The sequence below is a fragment of the Bowdeniella nasicola genome, assembly GCF_900107735.1.
Lineage (GTDB): Bacteria > Actinomycetota > Actinomycetes > Actinomycetales > Actinomycetaceae > Bowdeniella > Bowdeniella massiliensis.
Genome location: NZ_FNQV01000007.1, coordinates 1 through 19,901, shown reverse-complemented (window position 1 = coordinate 19,901; position 19,901 = coordinate 1). Strand labels below are relative to the sequence as shown.

Here is a 19,901-nt window from a genome sequence, read left to right as displayed (position 1 = left end):
CCCACGATTCCGAGAGCAACGCGCGGCTACGCGGTGTGTGCAGGACGCGGGGGAGAGCTGTCGAGCTCCCGTCGGGGATCTGCTGCGAATCAAACATCGTCACGCTCTCTTTTGAGGTCTGATGTAGTTGCAGCGCGAGTCGTGCGTGACCCAACTGGACCGCAACTGGAAGCGATAACTTCCTGGAAGTCATGACTACCAGACCTGAGGCTGGTTGGGTGACAGAACCGCTGAAAAAGGTGCTCGGAGCGCAGGTACGCGATCTGCGCCTTGCGCGCCATCTGTCGCAGGAAGGTCTCGCCGAAGAGCTCGGTGTCTCGACTCGGTACCTCGCCGGCATCGAGCGCGGCGAGCGCAACCTCGCCCTGGATTCCGTCGACGCCCTCGCCGAGCAACTCGGCGTCGAGGCGCGATCACTGATCATTCAGCCTTGATGCCCGCTGCGTGAGCTGGAGGGTCACGGCGTCACACCGGAGACCGACGCACTGCTCGATCGCCCGGTCACGATCCCGATGATGGGTAGCGTCGACTCGTTGAACGTGAGGGCTGCAGCGGCTGTGGCGTTCTACGCGACGCGGTGATGATGCGGGAGGCCCGAGTGTCAGGGGCACGCGATATCGTGAGAGCAACAACCCAACATCGTGATTGCGCAGTGGCGCGAGGAGAATGACCCATGGCACCGACCACCAAAGAGGCGCAGCGAGCTGAGTTGCACAAAACGATCTGGCGGATCGCGAACGACCTGCGTGGCAGCGTCGACGGGTGGGACTTCAAGTCCTACGTGCTGGGCATGCTGTTCTATCGCTTCATCTCCGAGAACCTCACGGCGTACCTCAACAAGCACGAGCACGATGCGGGCGATGCGTCGTTCGACTACCGGCTGACGGCGGATTCCGACGCGGAGTTTGCGCGCGACGAGGTTGTCGCGGAGAAGGGGTTCTACATTCTGCCGTCCGACCTGTTCGCCAACGTTCGCAAGCGTGCGGCGCGGGATGAGAACCTCAACGAGACGCTCGAGCGGGTCTTCAAGAACATCGAGGCGTCGGCGCTGGGTACCGACAGTGAGGAAGACATCAAGGGTCTGTTCGACGACTTGGATGTCAACAGCAACAAGCTGGGCTCAACTGTTGCCAAGCGCAATCAGAAGTTGGTGAAGCTGCTGGACGCGATCGGTGATCTGCCGCTGGGGCGGTGGGAGGACAACTCGATCGATCTGTTCGGTGATGCCTACGAGTACCTGATGCAGATGTATGCGGCCAACGCGGGTAAGTCCGGTGGTGAGTACTACACGCCGCAGGAGGTTTCGGAGCTGCTGGCGCGCATCACTGTGGTCGGCAAGAAGCAGGTCAACAAGGTCTACGACCCGGCCGTCGGATCGGGGTCGCTGCTGCTGAAGTTCGACAAGGTGCTCGGGAAGAACAACGTCCGTCAGGGTTTCTACGGTCAGGAGATCAACCTGACCACCTACAACCTCGCCAGGATCAACATGTTCCTGCACGACGTGAACTACGAGAAGTTCAACATCGCCCACGGTGACACCCTCACCGACCCCGCCCACTGGGATGACGAGCCGTTCGAGGCGATCGTCTCCAACCCGCCGTACTCGATCAAGTGGGACGGCGATGCCAACCCGCTCTTGATCAACGATGAACGGTTTGCGCCGGCTGGTGTCCTCGCGCCGAAGTCGAAGGCCGACCTCGCGTTCACGATGCACATGCTCAGCTGGTTGGCGGTGAACGGCACGGCAGCGATCGTCGAGTTCCCTGGAGTGCTGTACCGCGGCGGGGCGGAGAAGAAGATCCGCCAATACCTCATCGACAACAACTACATCGACGCGGTCATCCAGCTTCCGCCGGACCTGTTCTTCGGCACGACGATCGCGACCTGCATCCTCGTGCTGAAAAAGTCGAAGAAGAGCAGCGACGTGCTGTTCATCGACGCGTCGGCCGAGTTCAAGCGCGTTGGCAACAAGAACAAGCTGCTTGAGGAGCACCAGAAGAGAATCCTCGACGCATTCACCACGCGCGAGCCCGAGGACTACTTCACCACCGTCGTGAGTAACGAGGACATTGCCGCCAACGACTACAACATCGCGGTGTCGTCGTATGTAGAGGCCGAGGACACTCGCGAGGAAGTCGACATCGCGGAGTTGAACGCCGAGATCGCGCGCATCGTCGAGCGCCAGGCCGAGCTCCGCACCGCAATCGACGAGATCGTGGCGGATCTGGAAGGTGAGCGGTCATGACGGACATGCCCAATTGGGAAGGCTTCATGATCCCGACGCTCAAGGTGATGAGCGATGGCATCATCCGCCACTGGCGCGAATTTCAGCCTCTCGTAGCTGATCAGGCGCAGCTCACCGATGAACAGAGGAAGGAGATGCTTCCGTCCGGGAGCGCGCTCAAGTATGAGAACCGCATCGGCTGGGGCGTCTCGTTCTTGACGAACGTCGGCGCGCTCAGGCGTCCGAAACGCGGTCACTACCAGATCACTGATGCCGGCAAGCAGCTCATCGAGCTGTTTCCGGACGGTGCCAAGGAACGTGACATCAAGGCGCTCGGTGCGGATCCCAGCTCGCCGATCCGCGAGTACGTGGCGACCACGACCCGCAAGACGAGCGATTCTGCAACGACCGCTCCGACAGAAGAGTCGTCGATGACTCCTACCGAGCAGGTGCAGAGCGGCATCGAGCGCATCCACGACGAGATCGCGGTCGAGCTGCTCGCCCGGCTGCAGGACAAAGACCCAGGCTTCTTCGAGCAGGCGGTTGTTGATCTCCTGCTGTCAATGGGCTACGGCGGCACCACCGGGGCGGGCAGCGTCACCCAGCTCAGTAACGACGGTGGCATAGACGGTGTCATCGATCAGGACATCCTCGGCCTCAACCGCGTCTACATCCAGGCCAAGCGTTACCAAGACGGCAACACTGTCGGACGCCCCGACCTCCAGGCGTTCGTTGGAGCACTCAGCGGCAAAGCCGACAGCGGCGTTTTCATCACCACCAGCCGCTTCTCCGACGGCGCGCGTACCTACGCCGAGAACGTACCGACCCGCATCATCCTGATCGACGGAACGCGCCTCACCAGCCTCATGATCCGGTACGGCGTCGGCGTGCAAGTGAAAGAGACCTACAAGGTCATAGAGATCGACGAGGACTTCTTCGCATGAGCCGCATCGATGAGCTGATCCAGGAACTATGCCCGAGCGGAGTGGAGTACAAACAGCTTGGTGATGCCGGCAGGGTCGTGCGTGGGAAGCGTTTCGTCAAAGACGACATGATCGACGAGGGTGTCCCGTGCGTTCACTATGGCGAGATATATACCAAGTACGGCATTTCTGCGGTTCAGAGCATCTCCTACGTATCGCACGAACGCGCACGCACACTTCGCTTCGCACAGCCGGGCGACGTGATCATGGCATCAGCTGGCGAGACGATTGAAGACATTGGAAAGTCTGTCGCATGGTTGGGGAACGAACCGATCGCGATTCATGATGCGTGCTATTCGTTCTCGAGCTCGATGGACCCCAAGTTTGTGTCGTACTTCTTCGCTTCCCGCTCGTTTAGAGACCAGATTAGGCGAAGCATCTCCTCCTCAAAGATCTCGTCGATCTCGACGCAGAACGTTGCGAAGGCACGCATCCCGATGCCGCCTCTCGAGGTGCAGCGTGAGATCGTGCGAGTATTGGATAAGTTCACTGAGCTGGAAGTGGCGCTGGAAGCGGAGCTGGAAGCGGAGCTGGAAGCGCGGCGCGCCCAGTACAAGCACTATCGCGACGAACTCGTGGGTGCCAACGGTAGGCGAAGAATCAGGCTCGCCGATCTAGGGACGTTCGTTCGAGGCCGCCGGTTCACCAAGAATGACGTCGTTGAGTCGGGTATCCCAAGCCTCCACTACGGAGAGATCTACACTGCCTACGGGACTTCTGCGACACAGGCCTTGCGGAATGTTCGAGCTGAGCTGCGGGATCAGCTTCGTTATGCGCAACCCGGCAGCGTTGTGTTCGCTGGCGTCGGCGAGACAGTCGCAGACGTGGGGAAGGCAGTGGCTTGGCTCGGTGAAGAGCCGATCGCGACGCACGACGACACGTTTACTTTTAGCTCCGAGCTCAACCCGAAGTACGTGGCATATGCGGTTCAGACTGCTGATTTCCATCAGCAGAAGGAGCGCCACGTGTCGCGCGCAAAGGTCAAGAGGTTGTCGGCGATGGGTCTTGGCGCGATTGAGATCCCTGTGCCATCGCTAGAGGAACAGGAATCAATCGTCCGCTCGCTAGACAAGTTTGACGCTCTTGTGGGCGACATCGTTATCGGTCTCCCGGCCGAGCTCGCTGCCCGTCGCAAGCAGTACGAGCACTATCGTGACCGGCTGCTGACGTTCAAGGAGCTGGCGTCGTGAGCGATGCAGCGGCGCGTACGTACGGTCCGATCGCTGTCTCGTCGGAGAGTACGGTTGTCGCGGAGTACGTTCACGACCCGTCGCAGGCTGATGCGTATCAGTCGGAGTCCGCGCTCGAGAAGGAGATGATCCGACTCCTCCAGGGGCAGGCCTACGACTACCTGCCGATTACCTCCGAGGCGGACTTGGTCGCGAACCTGCGCGCGCAACTCGAGAGGGTCAACAGGATGACCTTTTCGGATGCCGAGTGGGAGCAGTTCTTCACGACGAAGATTGCAGGTGCCAACGACGGCATCGTCGAAAAGACCGTGCGTGTGCAGGAGGATCACGTCCAAATCCTCAGGCGCGACGACGGGACGACGAAGAATATCACGCTGGTCGACAAGACGAATATCCACAACAATCGGCTGCAGGTCATCAACCAGTACGAGATCGCGCGCGGTGAGGGCGACGCTGTCGAGGGTGGGGCGAAGTACGCCAATCGCTACGACGTGACCATGCTCGTCAACGGGCTGCCGATGGTGCACATCGAACTGAAGCGTCGCGGCGTCGATATCCGGGAGGCCTTCAACCAGATCAACCGGTACCAGCGCGACAGCTTCTGGGCGGGCTCAGGTCTGTTCGAGTACGTGCAGTTGTTCGTGATCAGTAACGGCACGCTCACGAAGTACTACTCCAACAGCACCCGTAACAGGCACCTGGCCGAGCAGAAGAAGTCTGGCGGTGCTGGCAAGGGCAGGAAGACCAGCAACTCGTTCGAGTTCACCAGCTGGTGGGCCGATGCGAACAACAAGCCGATCGCCGAGCTGACGGCGTTCGTGAAGACGTTCTTCGCGAAGCACTCGCTGTTGAACATCCTGACGAAGTACTGCGTGCTCACCGCGGATCGGGACCTGCTGGTGATGCGGCCGTACCAGATCGTCGCGACCGAGCGGATCTTGCAGAAGATCCAGATCTCGACGAACTACAAGACGCTCGGCACACTCGATGCCGGAGGATACGTCTGGCACACCACTGGTTCGGGTAAGACGCTCACTTCGTTCAAGGCAGCGCAGCTCGCATCGAAGATGCCGAGTGTGGACAAGGTGTTGTTCGTCGTGGATCGCAAGGACCTCGACTACCAGACGATGCGTGAGTATGACCGGTTCGAGAAAGGGGCGGCGAACTCGAACACGTCCACGGCGGTACTGAAGAAGCAGCTCGAGGACCGGGGTGTGCGGATCATCATTACGACGATCCAGAAGCTCTCGACGTTCATCAGGGCGAACAAGGGCCACGAAGTGTTCTCGGGCCACGCGGTGATCATCTTCGATGAGTGCCACCGTTCGCAGTTCGGCGACATGCACACCGACATCACACGCGCGTTCAAGAAGTACAACCTGTTCGGGTTCACCGGTACGCCGATCTTTGCCGCGAACGCCGGCAGCGGCGGGAACCCACAGTTGCGTACGACCGAGCAGGCGTTCGGCGACAAGCTGCACACGTACACGATCGTCGACGCCATCACGGACAAGAACGTGCTTCCGTTCCGGATCGACTACATCAACACCATCAAGGTCGGAAACCCCGACGACTCGCAGGTGTCAGCGATCGACCGTGAGCGAGCTCTCCTGGACGTGCGTCGGATCCGGGACGTCGTGGCATACACCCTGGAGCACTTCGATCAGAAGACGAAGCGCTCGTCGAGTTACGAGCACGGAGTCGTGACGAACGTCGCCGACTCAGTGCGGGGCCGGCGTCAGGCGGAGGCGCTCAAGGAGCGGAAACGAGTTCGCGGATTCAACGCGCTGTTCGCGACCGCGTCGATCGATGCCGCACGCCGTTACTACAACCAGTTCCAGCTGCAGATGGAGGAGCTGCCACCGGACAAGCGGCTGAAGGTCGGGCTGATCTTCAGCTACGGCGCGAATGAGGCCGAAGCTGACGGCATCCTCGATGATGAAGCGTTTGACACCGATGCGCTTGACCTTGACTCGCGCTCGTTTCTGGAAGACGCGATTCAGGACTACAACGACATGTTCGGGACCAGCTACGACACGAGCGCCGACCGGTTCCAGAACTACTACAAGGACCTGTCGCAGCGGATGAAGAACCGCGAGATCGACCTGGTCATCGTGGTGAACATGTTCCTCACCGGCTTCGACGCGACGACGCTGAACACGCTGTTCGTCGACAAGAACCTGCGTGCCCACGGACTGATCCAGGCGTACTCGCGCACGAACCGCATCCTCAACTCGGTGAAGACCTATGGCAACATCGTCGCCTTCCGCGACCTCGAGGAAGAGACGAACGCCGCGCTGGAGCTGTTCGGCAACAAGGATGCCCGCGGCGTTGTCCTGTTGAAACCGTACGGCGACTACTACGGCGCGTACGTCGACAAGGTCACCGAACTGCTCACGCACTTCCCGATCGGGCAGCAGATCGTGGGGGAGCAGGCGCAGAAGGACTTCATCCAGCTGTTCGGCGCAATCCTGCGGCTGCAGAACATCCTCACATCGTTCGACGACTTCGACGGCAACGATCCACTCACTGAGCGACAGCGGCAGGACTACACCAGCATCTACCTGCGGCTCCGCGACGAGTACACGCGAGACCGCGACAGCGACAGAGAAGTCATCAACGAGGACGTCGTGTTCGAGATTGAACTCGTCAAGCAGGTCGAGATCAACGTCGACTACATCCTTATGCTCGTCGAGAAGCTCCGCGCCGAGAAGGGCGACGGCGAGGACAAAGAAGTCCGCGCCGAGATCACGCGCGCTGTCGATGCGAGCCCGACCCTGCGAAGCAAGCGCGATCTGGTCGAGGACTTCGTCGAGTCGGTATCGCTGCAGGGCGCGGTCGATGAGCAGTGGCAGGCGTACATCGCCGCGAAGCGCGAGACCGAGCTTCAGGAGCTCATCGAAACGCACAAGCTCAAGCTGGAGGAGACGCAGTCGTTCGTAGATGCGGCATTCCGGGACGGCCAGCTGCGCACGGCCGGAACTGAGATCACCCGCATCCTGCCGCCCGTGTCACGGTTCAACCGCGAGTCCAACCACGGCGACAAGAAGAAGCGGGTCATCGAAGCGCTCACCGGATTCTTCGAGCGGTTCCGAGGGCTTACTACTGGGAATGAACAGTCTAGGGCCTGAGGCCAGCAACGAGTGGGATCATGGGCTCATGACCGAGGACAACTCCGATCGCGCGTCGAGGATCACTCGCTGTGAGCACTGGTCCGAAGATGCTGGTCGATATTACGGCTGGCACCACCATGAAGGTCCCCACGCGTGCGACTGGAGGAACGACGACGGAGAGTGCCCCTACCAGGCGAGCGTTGGCAGTAAGGCGAACATGTAGGTCCACCTTGCAGATCTGAGCGGGCGTGCGTGAGGGCCAGCTTGCGACTTGCGCCGGCCAGTCCTCCATCGGCCAGCCAATCACCTTGGGTGCTATCGTGGTCAGCAGCCACCGACGGGTTGTGCATGCGAGGCCGCAACGCCCTTCAATCCCCAGGTCAGAGGCTCAGAAATCCGCTTTCCGGCAGCCCATGAGACAGCCTTAGCACTAAAGTTTCCGAAATCACCGGAATGCGGTCGAGTTCCGGTTTAACGTCTAGCGTTATTGATGGCTACCGTCATATACTGGATTCGTGATCAGATCCTTCGCCGACAAGCGCACGGCTCGGATCTGGGACGAGATCTACGTCCGCGCGCTGGATCCGAAACTCCAGCGCGCGACGCTTCGCAAGCTGGAGTACCTGCACGCTGCGCGAGATGTGGAGGATCTGCGCGTTCCGCCGGGAAACCGGTTGGAGCAGCTGAAGGGCGACCGGGCAGGTCAGTTCAGTATTCGCGTCAATGACCAGTGGCGTATCTGCTTTCGCTGGACCGATGGCGCGGCCGATGACGTCGAACTGGTCGACTACCACTGAAGGGAGGCAACATGACGAACGAGAAGATTCCCACCATCCATCCGGGGGAGATCCTGATGGAGGACTTCATCGAGGGTTTCGGGATCACGCAGAACAAGTTGGCGGTCTCCATCGGTGTTCCGCCCCGGCGGATCAACGAGATCGTGCATGGCAAGCGGGGCATTACGGCCGACACGGCCGTGCGTCTGGCCCGGTACTTCGGGACGTCGGCGGAGTTCTGGATGAACTTGCAGTCCCACTACGAGTTACGCATTCAGCGCGCCCAACTGGCCGACGAGGTTGCCGGTATCATCCCGCTTCAGCGGGTGTCGTGACGACGTGCGGGCCGCTGCGCCTGGGGCGTTACTTCGGCATCGAGCCGCAGTACTGGCTGAACGTGCAGTCGCGGTACGCCTTGCAGCGGGCCCAAGATCGCCTGGCCCGTGAGCTAGCGGAGATCGCACCACTGGAGGTCGCATGAGCCACGACGTGTGTGGCGGGGATACAGAAGCTGGCGAGTTCCCGGAGCTGGTACACACTGCCATCGAAGCGGTTGACTGCCGAGGACTGGCGGAGTTCTAGCGTCGTCTCCTGGGTTTGCGCTACCGCGAGGGGGATGAGCCGCCCCAAGGCAGCGCCGACACGGCTGATTGGCTTGTGCTCGTGAGCTCTGAAGGCCGTCGTGTCATGGCGATTCAGAAGAAGCGTGACACGGCCGCACCTACGTGGCCGTCGGAGGCGGTTCCGATGCAGATGCACATGGACTTCGCCGTCTCCAGCGTCGCCGAACTTGAGCGACATAGAGAACGTGCCGAGTCCATCGGGGCTCGGGTCTTGCTTGATCGCACTGACGATCCCGACGAACCGCTCTACGTGCTGGCCGATCCCGCCGGGCATCCCTTCTGTCTTCTCGTGAGATGAAGAGGTTGGCTGGTTTCGGGTTCACATAGACGACGTCCATCGTGATGCGTGCCGCCCTCCGATCCTCCAATCGCGAGCCCAGGGGGTCTGCTGCGCAGACTGCAATCGGTTACGGAACGCGGTCGAGTTCAGGTTCAACGTTTAGCGGGGTGCCCCGCTCATTGCAGTGTCTGCTGTCTGGTCTGATACTTGAAGCATGACATTGTGGAAAGTGTCTGATGACTGGTTTGATCGGCACACAACTCAAGACCTGGCATACCGAGTCCGGGTGCGTGTTTGCACCCCGGGTGCGCTGGACCCCGCGTGGGCGCGCATAGTTGAAGAACACGGCTCTGACGATGATGGCGTTGTGTCCATTGGCGGGGCCGCGCTCATCCGCGTCAGCGACTGCGAGGCTGATGCCATCAGCGGGGGAGAAGACGCCCTTGACTCTCTTGAGTGGGCGGTCAACGATGTTCTCGGAGAAGCGCTTCGGGGAGCAGGGGTGCTCGTTGTAAGCGAAGAGCGTTCCCTGGTTATCGACTAGGGAACGCTCTTCGGTCACTTCTGAAATCAGCTGTGCGGCTAGGGGTTCATGCCCGACGCCCGGTCAGCTTCTTCAGTGGTTCTGATGAACCATGCGTTTGCCTGCGGCAGCCAGAAAAACGCAATCAGAAGGGTCGAGATGATGGCCACTGCGATCGCTTCACCACCGGATTCGAGACCTGCGATGGTGAGGATGATCGAGTAGACGATGGTGAGCACTGTGATGGCTGTCAGGCCTGCTCGCGCCCATTCGGAGCCTTCCCTGATCTTCAGGGTGAGCGCCAGCTGCAGAAGCAGCATGATCAGCTGCAGGATCATCGTCGCGAAGAAGGCGATGACGACGCCCCAGCGGATTTCGCCGAAGAGACTCATCATTCCTGCTCCAACGAGGGTCAGCGAGCTGACGACAATGCCGATCACAATCGCCATGTTCGAAAAGAACCAGGCGATAATGGTCAAGACGCAGCCGACGAGCCAGATCCAGTAGCCGATTCTGGCATCCATGGGCATGTCAGCGGTCTTGAAGATCTTGCCGAATCCACCGCGCATTGACGGAAGCGCATCTCCTGCCGACTTCGGCCACGATGTGGGCATCCGGAACTGGTATCCAGTGAAATCAAAGTACGGGTTCTTCTGCGCTGATGCGTGCGCAGCGCCGCCGCCCGCGCCGTTCTGCTCTCGGTAGCCCTGGTGCTGCCCGTACTGTTCTTGGGGTCCCTGCTGCTCGTAATGCGGCTGCTGGCCCTACTCCTGCATCGGAGGTTGGTTCAGCTGCTGATCGGCAGGTGAATTATGTGATCCGTCGGGATACGGCGGAATGGACATGTGGGCTGTTCTCCTTGGCAAGGACGGCGTTCGCTGATTCCTCCCGGCTAAGGCGCCGAACGATTTCAGACGAACGGAATTCTGTTTTCGAAAGAATCTGCAGTTTTTTATCAAACAGTGGCCGACTCGCAGACATTTTTCAGTTCTCACCGTGAGGAATGGCTTTCGAATGAATGAATCGCATATCACCGGCGACGATGGGGTCATTCGTCCTGCATGGGCGGCCTCGACCTCCTCGAAGGTGGGCTGTCGCTTTGGGACCGCGAGGGCATTAACGTCAGACCGCAGAACCTTGATGCGGCCTCCAACCTTGACCGCAGGAAGCTTGTCCTGGGCGATGTATCGCCGAAGGGTCTGATACGCGCCGAAGCCAAGTTCGACGGCGTCGGTGAGGTTGAGGTAGTGGGTGAGGTCGGACGAGGGAGGCGGGGAGTACGCCATGACAACTCCAGACAGCTTGAACTGTCCGGAGACGGGGAATAGTTGTCCGGCTACTTTCCCGGTCGCCGTGCGCGATGCTCCACTCGGCCTTGGGGGGCCTCCGTGCCTTACGGGAGAAGTCATTCCCTGCCGGGTCGTCTGTATCTCAATCTCGACGTGGTTCACGGCGCTACTCGGTGCTGACTATGCGCTGCTCACCACCGCCCTCGTGGGGTGATCCCTCCTCGAGCACCTTGCGGTCGCGGCGCGGCTGGACGGTCGTACATACCTATGTAGATCAGTCGATCTCTGCCTCTAAGAAAGACGTAGATCGTCCTGGCTACGACGCGATGGTCGCCAGTTATGAGCGCGGAGAAATCGAGGCAATCATCTGCTGGGATTTCGACCGTCTCACACGACAGCCCGCACAGCTTGAAGAGTGGATCGACAGGGCCGAGCAGCATGGACTCAAGCTCGTTACCGCGAACGGCGATGCTGACCTCGCCACCGATGGCGGCAGAATCTACGCACGTATCAAAGCAGCCGTGGCCTTCAGCGAGGTAGAGCGCAAAGGGGCTAGGCAGTCCCGTGCTCAACGACAGCGTGCTGAGCAGGGTCGCTGGTGTTCTGGTGGCGTACGTCCTATCGGTTACACCTCTGCCGGCGAGGTTATCCCTTCTGAGGCTGAAGCTGTTTTAGGTATTTACCGTGCTCTTGAGCGTGGTAATTCCATGCGCGACATCGCCCGCGCCCTGTCTGGCTCAGACCAGCCGGGCTTGCCGGATATTCCGACCACTCCACGGCATATGCACACCGTGGTCAAGGAACGCAACGCCCGCCGCCGCGCTGCAGGCCAGGCAGAGAAACCTGTTCCCGGCGCGCAACCGTGGGCATATACATCACTTCACTCCATTGTGCGTAACCCGGTTTACGCTGGGTATTCCACTTATAAGAAGGCCAGGGGTAAGGGCGTGAAGGATAAGTACATCCGTCACGCCAATATCGTGCGTGATCCTGACACCAACGAGCCTGTCGTAGGACAGTGGGAGCCGATTGTTCCGCCCGATCTTTGGTGGCGCGTGCAAGAAGAGCTCGATAGTCCCGACCGATTGACCAATAAAGAGCGTCGTAACACGCGCCGTCATCTTGGTTCTGGCCTTTATGTCTGTGACGAGTGTGGTCAACCAATGCGTACGCACTCCGATCGCTACCGATGTGCTGCGTGTGGTTTAGTGCGCTCTCACGGTGTCGATGATTTCGTGCTGGCCGTTATCCGTGCTCGCCTCGGTCGTGACGACCTGGCGGACCTGCTGCCTCAAGCCAACAAAGGTGACGTTGCCTCCATCGACAAAGAACTTAGTGACCTTCGTGCAAAACTCGCTCGCGTCCAGGCTGACTATGACGAAGGATTGCTTGAGGCGCGTGACTTGAAGCGTGCGCGCGACCGCTATCAGCCGCTTCCGAGACGTGCTACAGCGTGAATATGAACAGGCAGCGACAGGGATCACCCAGCCGAGCACTCGCGCTGTTCGTGCTGCACTGAAGTGCTTTACTACACCGCGCTTGCGCGCCACTCGGAATCGCTCATGGCGTAGACCATGTTGTCGTCCCATGCGCCGCGGCACCAGAAGGACTTTGGAGACAGACATTCGAGATGCATGCCGAGTTTTGCGAGCAGAGCGGCGGATCGGGCATTTTTGGGGGAGAGCTGGCCAAAAATCCGATGGCAGCCTAGACGTTCGATGAGATCGGTGATGAGTGCATGCGCCGCTTCATGCGCAAAGCCTCTGCCCTGGTATCCCGCTCGCAATGTGAAGCCGATTTCTGCCACGCCACCGTGTTCGTCGAGCCCGACATACAGATCACCGATGAGCTCGCCGTCGTATTCGATGCCGATATTGCATGGTTCGCCGGGAACGATATCGGTCCAAGTCGACATCCTGGCGACCTGACGGTCGACTCTTTCGCGCGTTACCGGAAGCTCCCAATCCTGAAATTCTGCGATTTTTGGGTCATTGCGATACTCGGTGATGACATCGATGTCCTCCTCGACCAGGCGTCGCAGGAGGAGCCGATCAGTGCGAAGGGGATAGACAGTCCTCATCTGACAAGGCTAACGGCTGGCTGACGCGCAGGGTGGCACGCTTCAGCGGCAATGTAGGGGTTATTGCGATTGCTCGTCTGCGATGATCGCAAAGGCCCTGCGAGCAAGTTCAGCACTATGCCATCGTGCGAACTTGGCAGATGTCGAGGACCTCATCAGCATGAGTACTAGCTTTCGCAGCGACGCTAGAACTGTGGGGTGTTGGAGCGCGTCATACACACGACCTAGGGGGACGATGAGGTGAGTCACCGGGCCCGACGCGCGGTAACTGGTGAAATTTGGAGCCGTGTATCCTCCGGCGATGCGACATGGCAGACGGTCATCGGGTGCGACGTTAAGGATGGCTGCCAATCCCGAGTGATCCCCACGCGAACGAGGAAAGAAGAGGATTTCCATATCACCGACATTCAACGTGGCGAACCGACCACCTGATGTCGCGGGGTAGTCCGTAATCGTCCAGTAGGTTCGCTCGGTGCTCACGACTTCGGGAATGCCGCTTTCGATGACACTTGCAAGGTCGAGGAGCACAGCTTCCGCAACCCGTAAACCGGGATAGAGCTGAGTGGAGCCGAGAGTCGAATTCGTGAGTTTTGTTGGGCGTTCAGTGTCCCTCTTCGCGGCGACAACCAGCTCAGCCAGATCGTACGAAGCATTGCCGAGTGCCCAATGATGCTGTTCGACAACGGGCAGCACATCATCGAAAGTGCTGGGCTGAGCATGACCCGGATTATGTTTGACGTTGCGCAGCTTCCAACCCGCCGCCCGACGTTGTCTAATTGTGGCGCGCTCGATGCTGTCGAGGTCCTCGTAGGCGACATCACGAAAGAGAATTGCTGAAACATCGCCCCAGCGCCGGACGTGGGTTGTGAGCCGCTGGGTGGGATTCGTTGTTTTCCCGACGTAGTACTCGCCGTTAGCGAACTCGAGGACGTAGATGCCGGCTCCGCGGGCTCGGAACACGGGGGCGGGCGAAGCGGCATGGGACAAATCGAACCGCTCCCATCGATCAGCGCTACTCACGACTTCCTCGCGGTACTAGGCGCTTTTGGAGCTCTTCTTCGTCGTCTTCTTGGCGGGCTTCTTGCGCTTCTTATCGAGTGACGCTTTAAGCGCCTCCATCAGATCGACGACTTCGGCATCGTCCGCCGACTCATCGTCGGGGCGCTCCCCGAAGGTTGCTTCGGTATCGATGGTGTCGCCGGCTTTGAGTTTGGCGTCGATGAGTTTGCGTAGCTCGATCTGGTATTCGTCTTCGAACTTCTCGGGCGTGAAGTCTGAGGCGAATTGGTCGACGAGCGCACCCGCGAGCTCGAGTTCCTTATCGGAGATCTTCGCGCGTGACTTCGTGCCCTTGAAATCAACTTCGCGAACTTCATCGGCCCAGAGCAATCCCTGGAGCACGAGCACCTTTCCGCGCACCCGCAGGGCGCCGAGGCGAGTTTTGTGCCGCAGCGCGAACGTGACAATAGCGGTGCGGTCCGTCTTTTCCAGGGTTTGGCGCAGCAAGAGGTAGGACTTTGGGGATTTGCCGGCCGGCTCGAGGTAATAGGTGTTTTCGAGCATGATCGGATCGACCTGGTCCGATGGCACGAATTGGACGACCTCGATTTCGTCGTTCTCGGATTCCGGTAGTGACTCGAAATCCTCATCCGTCATGATGACGGTCTTATCGTCCTCTTCGAACGCTTTGTCGATGTTCTTGTACTCGACCTTTTTGCCGCACACCTCGCAGCGTCGCTCATAGCGGATGCGGCCACCGTCGGCATCGTGCACCTGATGGAAGGAGATGTCGTGGTCTTCTACGGCGCTGTATGCCTTGACGGGGACATTCACCAGCCCGAATGTGATGGCTCCGGTCCATATCGCTCGCATACCATGACACTACCGAGGAAAGGGCAGCGATGGCGCGGCAAGGCAAGACATTTCAGGTCGGTGATCGTTCACTGACCGTCACGAACCTCGATAAGGTGCTCTACCCCGAGACGGGGACCACCAAGGCCGACGTCATTCACTACTACCTCGCCGTCGCCGATGTTCTCATCCCGCAAATCACGCGACGCCCGGTGACTCGCAAACGCTGGGTCGACGGGGTTGGGACCGCGGAAAAGCCCGGAAAAGTCTTCTTCCGCAAGGACCTGGAAGATTCGGCGCCCGAGTGGATTCCCACCGGGAACATTAAGCACAAGAGTCGTACGAACACCTATCCGATTGCCGACGAGCCTGCGGTCCTCGCGTGGTTTGCGCAGGTCGCGGCTCTCGAACTGCACACCCCGCAGTGGCGATTTGGGCGCAACGGCCAGCCGCGCAATCCTGACCGACTCGTTCTCGACCTCGACCCGGGCGAGGGCGTTGGGCTCGCGGAGTGTGCGGAGGTGGCGTCGTGGTGCCGCGAGATCCTCGACGACATGGGCATGGCGACGTTCCCGGTCACGTCCGGTTCAAAGGGAATCCACCTGTATACAGCGCTCGACGGACGCTCAAATTCTGATCAGGTCTCCAAGGTCGCGCATGAACTCGCCAAGGCGTTGGAGGCGGACCATCCCGATGAGGTCATCTCCACCATGAAGCGAGCGGACCGGGCCGGGAAGGTCTTCATCGACTGGTCGCAAAATAGCGCGTCGAAGACCACGGTCAGCCCCTACTCGCTGCGCGGCCGGACCACTCCTATGGTCGCGGCTCCCCGAACGTGGGAGGAGATCGAATCGGGAGAGTTGCGTCAGCTGGATTACGAAGAAGTCCTTGAACGCGTCGCGCAGGGCATCGATCCGATCGCTGCTCTCGGGGCCGACCGGCTCGATACCTACCGCTCGATGCGCGATGCGACGAAGACCGCCGAGCCGGTCCCCACGACAAGGCCTCACGCAGCGGACAGCGACCAACCAAGTTTCGTCATTCAGGAACATCACGCTCGTAACCTCCACTGGGATTTCCGGCTCGAATATGCGGGCGTGCTGGTGAGCTGGGCGGTCCCCAAGGGAGTGCCACTGAGGCGCAACCTCAACCGGCTCGCCGTCCAGACCGAGGACCATCCGCTCGAATACGGCACATTCGAAGGCACGATCGCCAAAGGCGAATATGGCGCCGGCGAGGTCACCATCTGGGACGCGGGCACCTACGAACGCGAGAAGTGGCGTGAGGGCAAGGAGATCATCGCACTCCTGCACGGCAAACCGGATGGCGGGCTCGGCGGCGTGCCTCGGCGGTTCGCCCTCATCCGCACGAAAGGTATGGGTGGCGAAGACACGTGGCTCATGCAGCTCATGAAGGACCAACCCGAGACCGCCGATGAACCTGAGGCGCACACCTCCATCAGCGTCGCCGACCTACCTGAGCCAATGCTGTGCAGTGTCGGTAACCCCGCCGACATCAGCCTGGGGGAGAGCGACGGCGAGCGGTGGGCCTTCGAGATGAAGTGGGACGGCTACCGCATCATTGCTGGCGTCACGGAAGACTCGGTGACACTCGCGAGCCGCAACGGCAAGGACCTCACTGAGGTCCTTCCGCAAGCATCCGAACTGGTCGAATTGATCGATGGCGAGGCTATTCTCGACGGCGAGCTCGTCGCCCTCGATGAGGACGGCCGCCCAGACTTCAGCCTCCTGCAAGCCGTCCTGAAGGGCGATGAGGAGGTGCCCGACGACGCGGAATTGCGCTACATGGTGTTCGATATCTTGCGTCTCGGCGAGCGCTCGCTTCTCAAAGAAACCTACGAGGAGCGACGCAAGCTCCTGAAGGAACACGTCGCCGACGGCGAATACGTCGCTGTTCCGCCGGAGTTCACCGGCAACCTTGCCACGGCAAGCGCTGCGAGCCGCGAGCTCGGGCTCGAGGGTGTCGTCGCGAAGCGGATGGACTCGACCTACCTGCCCGGTAAACGGGCCACTGCCTGGCTGAAGCTCAAGACGCACCAGCATCAAGAAGTCGTCATCATCGGCGCTCGCGAAGGCAAGGGGGCACGCGAAGGAAAATCGGCTCCCTCCTTGTCGCGGTGCCAAGCGACGACGGCGAGTTGCGCTATGCCGGCCGCGTTGGCACAGGGTTCACCGACTCCCAACTAACCGAAATCGAGAAGACGCTCCGCCGAATTGAACGCAAGACCCCGCCCATCGACGACGTTCCGAAAGAAGACAGCAGCGATGCGTGGTGGGTGAGCCCCAAACTCGTTGGCGAAGTCGCACTTGCGGGCCGCACCCGGCACGGCCGAGTTCGCCAGGCATCGTGGCGCGGATTTCGACAAGACAAGGACGTCGCCAACGTGCGCTGGGAGGTTTAGACCGCGCGATTTGTGAGTGCTACCGCGCGCTCGACGGGCCCTCGATCACGACCTCCGTGACGCCATCTGGAATGCTGAACGGTTGACGACATCGGGGAACTGCTGGTCGGCGGCCGCATCGGCCGGTGACGTGGTGGCCGCCGACTGAGGAGAAGAGCTCGCGGCGTCGGGCTGTGTGCTCTGCTGTGAACAGGCGGCGAGGCAAAGGCTAAAGGCGAGAAGGAGCGCGGAGAGTCTCTTCCTCATGCTCGCCAGTTTACTGATAGCGCGGATTTCTCCTCGCTCCTGTTGTCAGGTTTCGAGCGATGGGTAGCGTGGAGGTCAGAACCACGTCGTGACGAAGGAGCGTTGAGCGATGACTTTCACTGTCTACCTATCCGGAGAGATCCACACCAACTGGCGAGAGGAGATCGAGCGCGGCGCCCGCGAGGCCGGACTCGACATCGTCTTCACCGCCCCCGTAACCGACCACCCCGCAAGCGATGCGGCAGGCGATCACCTCGGCGAAGTTCCCAGCGATTTCTGGCGCGATCATCAGTCGGCGAAGGTCAATGCGATTCGAACGCAAACGTTGATTGAGAAGGCCGATCTCGTCGTCGTCCGGTTTGGTGACAAATACAAGCAGTGGAATGCGGCATTCGACGCGGGCTACTGCGCAGCGCTCAACAAGCCGTACATCACGCTGCACGATCCCGATATCGTTCACCCCTTGAAGGAAGTCGACGCCCAAGCTCAGGCATGGTGCACCACGACCGATCAAGTCGTGGAGACCCTGCGCTACGTTCTGGCCGGCTGAGGGAGCGAGGGCTTCTCTCGCCGCCACCTCTAGACAGCGTGGTTCCATCGGCGGAGGATTGGCCAATGGAGACACACTCTCGCGCCAACTTCGACGGTGCAACGTTCATCCGATCGACCTTTAAGGGCGCAACTATCGCTCACTCCGACGTCAGCGGCATGAAGATGCGAAGCGTTGATGTTGATGGCTTAGATATCGACAGCCATGACCTATTCTTTGGCAGCCTCATCGTCAACGGTGTCGACGTTGTCCCATTTGTCGACGCAGAACTCAACCGGCAATTCCCGGGGCGTGAACTGCAAAAGGCACAGACCGTCACGGGTTTGGAGCAGGGGTGGGAAGCGGTCCAGCTTGCCTGGGCGGATCTCGTCGATGCCACACCTGCCGAACTCATCAATACGTGCGTCGATGATGAGTGGTCGCTGGCGGAGACACTGCGGCATTTGATCCTTGCGACCGACGCGTGGCTACGCGGCGGGATCCTCGAAGAGGACCAGCCCTTCCACGAGATCGGTCAGATCTTCACCGGGGCCGCCGAGATGGGGTTCGACGTGTCAATCTTCCGCGACGATGAGCCCAGCTTCGATGAGATTCTCGAGGTCCGCCACCAACGCCAACAGATGGTCACCGATTTCCTTGCTCAGGCCACGGATGACCAACTAGCCGAAGAACGGCGCAACCCGTGGGGTGGGGATGATTGGCGCCCGACCGTCGGCGACTGTATCCGAGTGATCCTAGAAGAGGAGTGGGCTCATCTGCGCTACATCACCCGCGATCTGGCGAAACTCACCGGATGATGTGGGGGAGCATCTTGGCTAATGCTCCGGCGTCGCTACGTGCCACTCGCCGTCGGTCAAGGCGATCTCCTGCGCCATATCGGTGAGGAAACGGACGACGACTCGCCGTTCGTCTGGGCTGAGTCGCGCAGCGGCATGAAGCCGTTTGGCGTGTTGCCGGCCAACGGTCAACATCGCGGTCCGCATGGTCTCGGGGGTTACCTTGATGACGATCGCGCGTCGATCCGTGGGGTGAGGCTCGCGGGTAATGTGGCCGCCATGCTCCAAGCGATCGAGAAGCTTGGTTGTGGAGGCCGTCGAGATTCGCAGATGAGCGGCAATCGCCCCAGCCGTGACGGCCGTTCCCATGTTGTGCGCGACGATGAGGAACCTGATCGCCTGCATGTCGGTGCGCCCAAGCTTCATGTATCGCTGGGAAGCCTCGAACAGGTCATCTTCGACTTGGCGCAGCTGGGCTAGCGCCGTCATAACCTCGGTGATTTGTCCGATCTCTTCTTCGGACAAGGCTCCGCGCTCCACGAGTTGCTCGTCGGGGTCGGCAGAGAACAGGTTGTAGAGCATCGCGGAGTTCGTCGCCGAAAACTCTTCGCTCATGACCCACACACTAGCGCACTAGCTGTAGTTCCTTGGGACGTTGCGAACGGTCGAGATGAGATGAAGACCTCCGGCAGGATGTGGGTTACCACACTCGCATCCAGTCACCGGAGGTCTTCATGTCTCACGCTAACGCACCCCTTACACCCGAAGGGCGCCGCCGTCTTGCCATCCTGATCGTGGACGAGGGCTGGCCAATCAGGCGCGCAGCCCAACGGCTCCAAGTCTCGCCCTCGACCGCACAGAAATGGGCGGCACGTTATCGCGCTGGTCTGCCACTCACAGACCGTTCCTCCCGCCCGCGCACCTCACCAAACCGGCTCCCAAAGAAGCGTGAGCATCGCATCCTCTCGCTCCGTT

At 60.3% G+C, this 19,901-nt stretch carries 22 protein-coding genes; 17 read left to right on the top strand and 5 right to left on the bottom strand.

Annotation, left to right across the window (positions count from 1 at the left end):
- The first annotated feature begins 218 nt into the window (after positions 1–218).
- The 10 genes from BLU67_RS06385 to BLU67_RS12550 all read left to right on the top strand — a co-directional run bounded on the left by BLU67_RS06385 (position 219) and on the right by BLU67_RS12550 (position 9,733).
- The gene (locus tag BLU67_RS06385) at positions 219–434 is read left to right on the top strand and encodes a helix-turn-helix domain-containing protein (protein ID WP_092563851.1); all 216 of its coding nucleotides are present in this window, start codon (positions 219–221) and stop codon (positions 432–434) included.
- A 6-nt stretch (positions 435–440) separates the two neighbouring features.
- The gene (locus tag BLU67_RS06380) at positions 441–581 is read left to right on the top strand and encodes a TrmH family RNA methyltransferase (RefSeq protein WP_222842417.1); all 141 of its coding nucleotides are present in this window, start codon (positions 441–443) and stop codon (positions 579–581) included.
- A 92-nt stretch (positions 582–673) separates the two neighbouring features.
- Positions 674–2,245, top strand: coding sequence for a type I restriction-modification system subunit M (locus BLU67_RS06375; RefSeq protein ID WP_092563848.1), 1,572 nt, complete (start codon positions 674–676; stop codon positions 2,243–2,245).
- Positions 2,242–3,168, top strand: a complete 927-nt coding sequence (locus BLU67_RS06370) for a restriction endonuclease (RefSeq protein ID WP_092563845.1) — start codon at positions 2,242–2,244, stop codon at positions 3,166–3,168. The genes BLU67_RS06375 and BLU67_RS06370 overlap by 4 nt, the downstream gene beginning before the upstream one ends.
- Positions 3,165–4,397, top strand: a complete 1,233-nt coding sequence (locus BLU67_RS06365; RefSeq protein WP_092563842.1) for a restriction endonuclease subunit S — start codon at positions 3,165–3,167, stop codon at positions 4,395–4,397. Before BLU67_RS06370 ends, BLU67_RS06365 begins: the two co-directional genes overlap by 4 nt.
- A complete protein-coding gene (locus tag BLU67_RS06360) occupies positions 4,394–7,528 on the top strand; it encodes a type I restriction endonuclease subunit R (protein ID WP_092563839.1) in 3,135 nt (1,044 codons plus the stop codon). Before BLU67_RS06365 ends, BLU67_RS06360 begins: the two co-directional genes overlap by 4 nt.
- A 497-nt stretch (positions 7,529–8,025) precedes the next feature.
- Positions 8,026–8,307, top strand: a complete 282-nt coding sequence (locus BLU67_RS06355; protein WP_092563836.1) for a type II toxin-antitoxin system RelE/ParE family toxin — start codon at positions 8,026–8,028, stop codon at positions 8,305–8,307.
- An 11-nt stretch (positions 8,308–8,318) separates the two neighbouring features.
- The gene (locus BLU67_RS06350) at positions 8,319–8,621 is read left to right on the top strand and encodes a HigA family addiction module antitoxin (protein ID WP_092563833.1); all 303 of its coding nucleotides are present in this window, start codon (positions 8,319–8,321) and stop codon (positions 8,619–8,621) included.
- Positions 8,622–8,883: 262 nt separating this feature from the next.
- Complete coding sequence (locus tag BLU67_RS06345) at positions 8,884–9,207, top strand: VOC family protein (RefSeq protein ID WP_222842405.1); 324 nt, start codon at positions 8,884–8,886, stop codon at positions 9,205–9,207.
- Between the two features lie 349 nt (positions 9,208–9,556).
- Positions 9,557–9,733 carry a hypothetical protein gene (locus BLU67_RS12550; protein ID WP_261977054.1) on the top strand — a complete coding sequence of 59 codons (177 nt, stop codon included), beginning with the start codon at positions 9,557–9,559 and terminating at the stop codon, positions 9,731–9,733.
- A 38-nt stretch (positions 9,734–9,771) separates the two neighbouring features.
- On the opposite strand, the gene BLU67_RS06335 is transcribed toward BLU67_RS12550, so the two are convergent.
- Positions 9,772–10,281, bottom strand: coding sequence for a hypothetical protein (locus BLU67_RS06335; protein ID WP_176780718.1), 510 nt, complete (start codon positions 10,279–10,281; stop codon positions 9,772–9,774).
- 492 nt (positions 10,282–10,773) lie between these two features.
- Here BLU67_RS06335 and BLU67_RS12250 point away from each other — a divergent pair, with 492 nt between their 5' ends.
- Together BLU67_RS12250 and BLU67_RS06325 are read left to right on the top strand one after the other, a co-directional pair.
- Complete coding sequence (locus tag BLU67_RS12250; protein WP_176780717.1) at positions 10,774–11,040, top strand: hypothetical protein; 267 nt, start codon at positions 10,774–10,776, stop codon at positions 11,038–11,040.
- A gap of 143 nt (positions 11,041–11,183) precedes the next feature.
- Positions 11,184–12,458: a recombinase family protein gene (locus tag BLU67_RS06325; protein WP_261977060.1), complete on the top strand. Its 1,275-nt coding sequence runs from the start codon at positions 11,184–11,186 to the stop codon at positions 12,456–12,458.
- 71 nt (positions 12,459–12,529) lie between these two features.
- Here the strand turns inward: BLU67_RS06325 and BLU67_RS06320 are convergent, their stop codons facing one another.
- Genes BLU67_RS06320 through BLU67_RS06310 form a run of 3 tightly spaced genes read right to left on the bottom strand, consistent with a single transcriptional unit; the run spans position 12,530 to position 14,953 of the window.
- Positions 12,530–13,081 (bottom strand): GNAT family N-acetyltransferase, encoded by a 552-nt coding sequence (locus BLU67_RS06320; RefSeq protein WP_092563827.1) that lies wholly within the window; start codon positions 13,079–13,081, stop codon positions 12,530–12,532.
- 60 nt (positions 13,082–13,141) lie between these two features.
- The gene (locus BLU67_RS06315) at positions 13,142–14,101 is read right to left on the bottom strand and encodes a GIY-YIG nuclease family protein (RefSeq protein WP_092563824.1); all 960 of its coding nucleotides are present in this window, start codon (positions 14,099–14,101) and stop codon (positions 13,142–13,144) included.
- Between the two features lie 15 nt (positions 14,102–14,116).
- Positions 14,117–14,953, bottom strand: coding sequence for a non-homologous end joining protein Ku (locus tag BLU67_RS06310; protein WP_092563821.1), 837 nt, complete (start codon positions 14,951–14,953; stop codon positions 14,117–14,119).
- 29 nt (positions 14,954–14,982) lie between these two features.
- Between BLU67_RS06310 and ligD the strand changes: the two genes are divergently transcribed.
- From ligD to BLU67_RS06295, 4 genes are all read left to right on the top strand, one after another.
- Positions 14,983–17,139 carry a non-homologous end-joining DNA ligase gene (ligD, locus tag BLU67_RS06305; RefSeq protein WP_222842403.1) on the top strand — a complete coding sequence of 719 codons (2,157 nt, stop codon included), beginning with the start codon at positions 14,983–14,985 and terminating at the stop codon, positions 17,137–17,139.
- Complete coding sequence (locus tag BLU67_RS12405) at positions 17,070–17,354, top strand: ATP dependent DNA ligase (RefSeq protein ID WP_222842402.1); 285 nt, start codon at positions 17,070–17,072, stop codon at positions 17,352–17,354. The genes ligD and BLU67_RS12405 overlap by 70 nt, the downstream gene beginning before the upstream one ends.
- Before the next feature lie 355 nt (positions 17,355–17,709).
- Positions 17,710–18,150, top strand: coding sequence for a YtoQ family protein (locus tag BLU67_RS06300; protein ID WP_092563818.1), 441 nt, complete (start codon positions 17,710–17,712; stop codon positions 18,148–18,150).
- A 65-nt stretch (positions 18,151–18,215) separates the two neighbouring features.
- Complete coding sequence (locus BLU67_RS06295) at positions 18,216–18,947, top strand: DinB family protein (RefSeq protein WP_092563815.1); 732 nt, start codon at positions 18,216–18,218, stop codon at positions 18,945–18,947.
- An 18-nt stretch (positions 18,948–18,965) separates the two neighbouring features.
- Here BLU67_RS06295 and BLU67_RS06290 read toward each other — a convergent pair whose 3' ends face one another.
- On the bottom strand, positions 18,966–19,541 hold the full coding sequence (locus BLU67_RS06290) for a MarR family winged helix-turn-helix transcriptional regulator (protein WP_092563812.1): 576 nt from the start codon (positions 19,539–19,541) through the stop codon (positions 18,966–18,968).
- Between the two features lie 119 nt (positions 19,542–19,660).
- On the opposite strand from BLU67_RS06290, the gene BLU67_RS06285 reads away from it, so the two are divergent.
- Positions 19,661–19,901: helix-turn-helix domain-containing protein (locus tag BLU67_RS06285; protein WP_143027354.1), on the top strand; the 241-nt coding region annotated here is incomplete at its 3' end.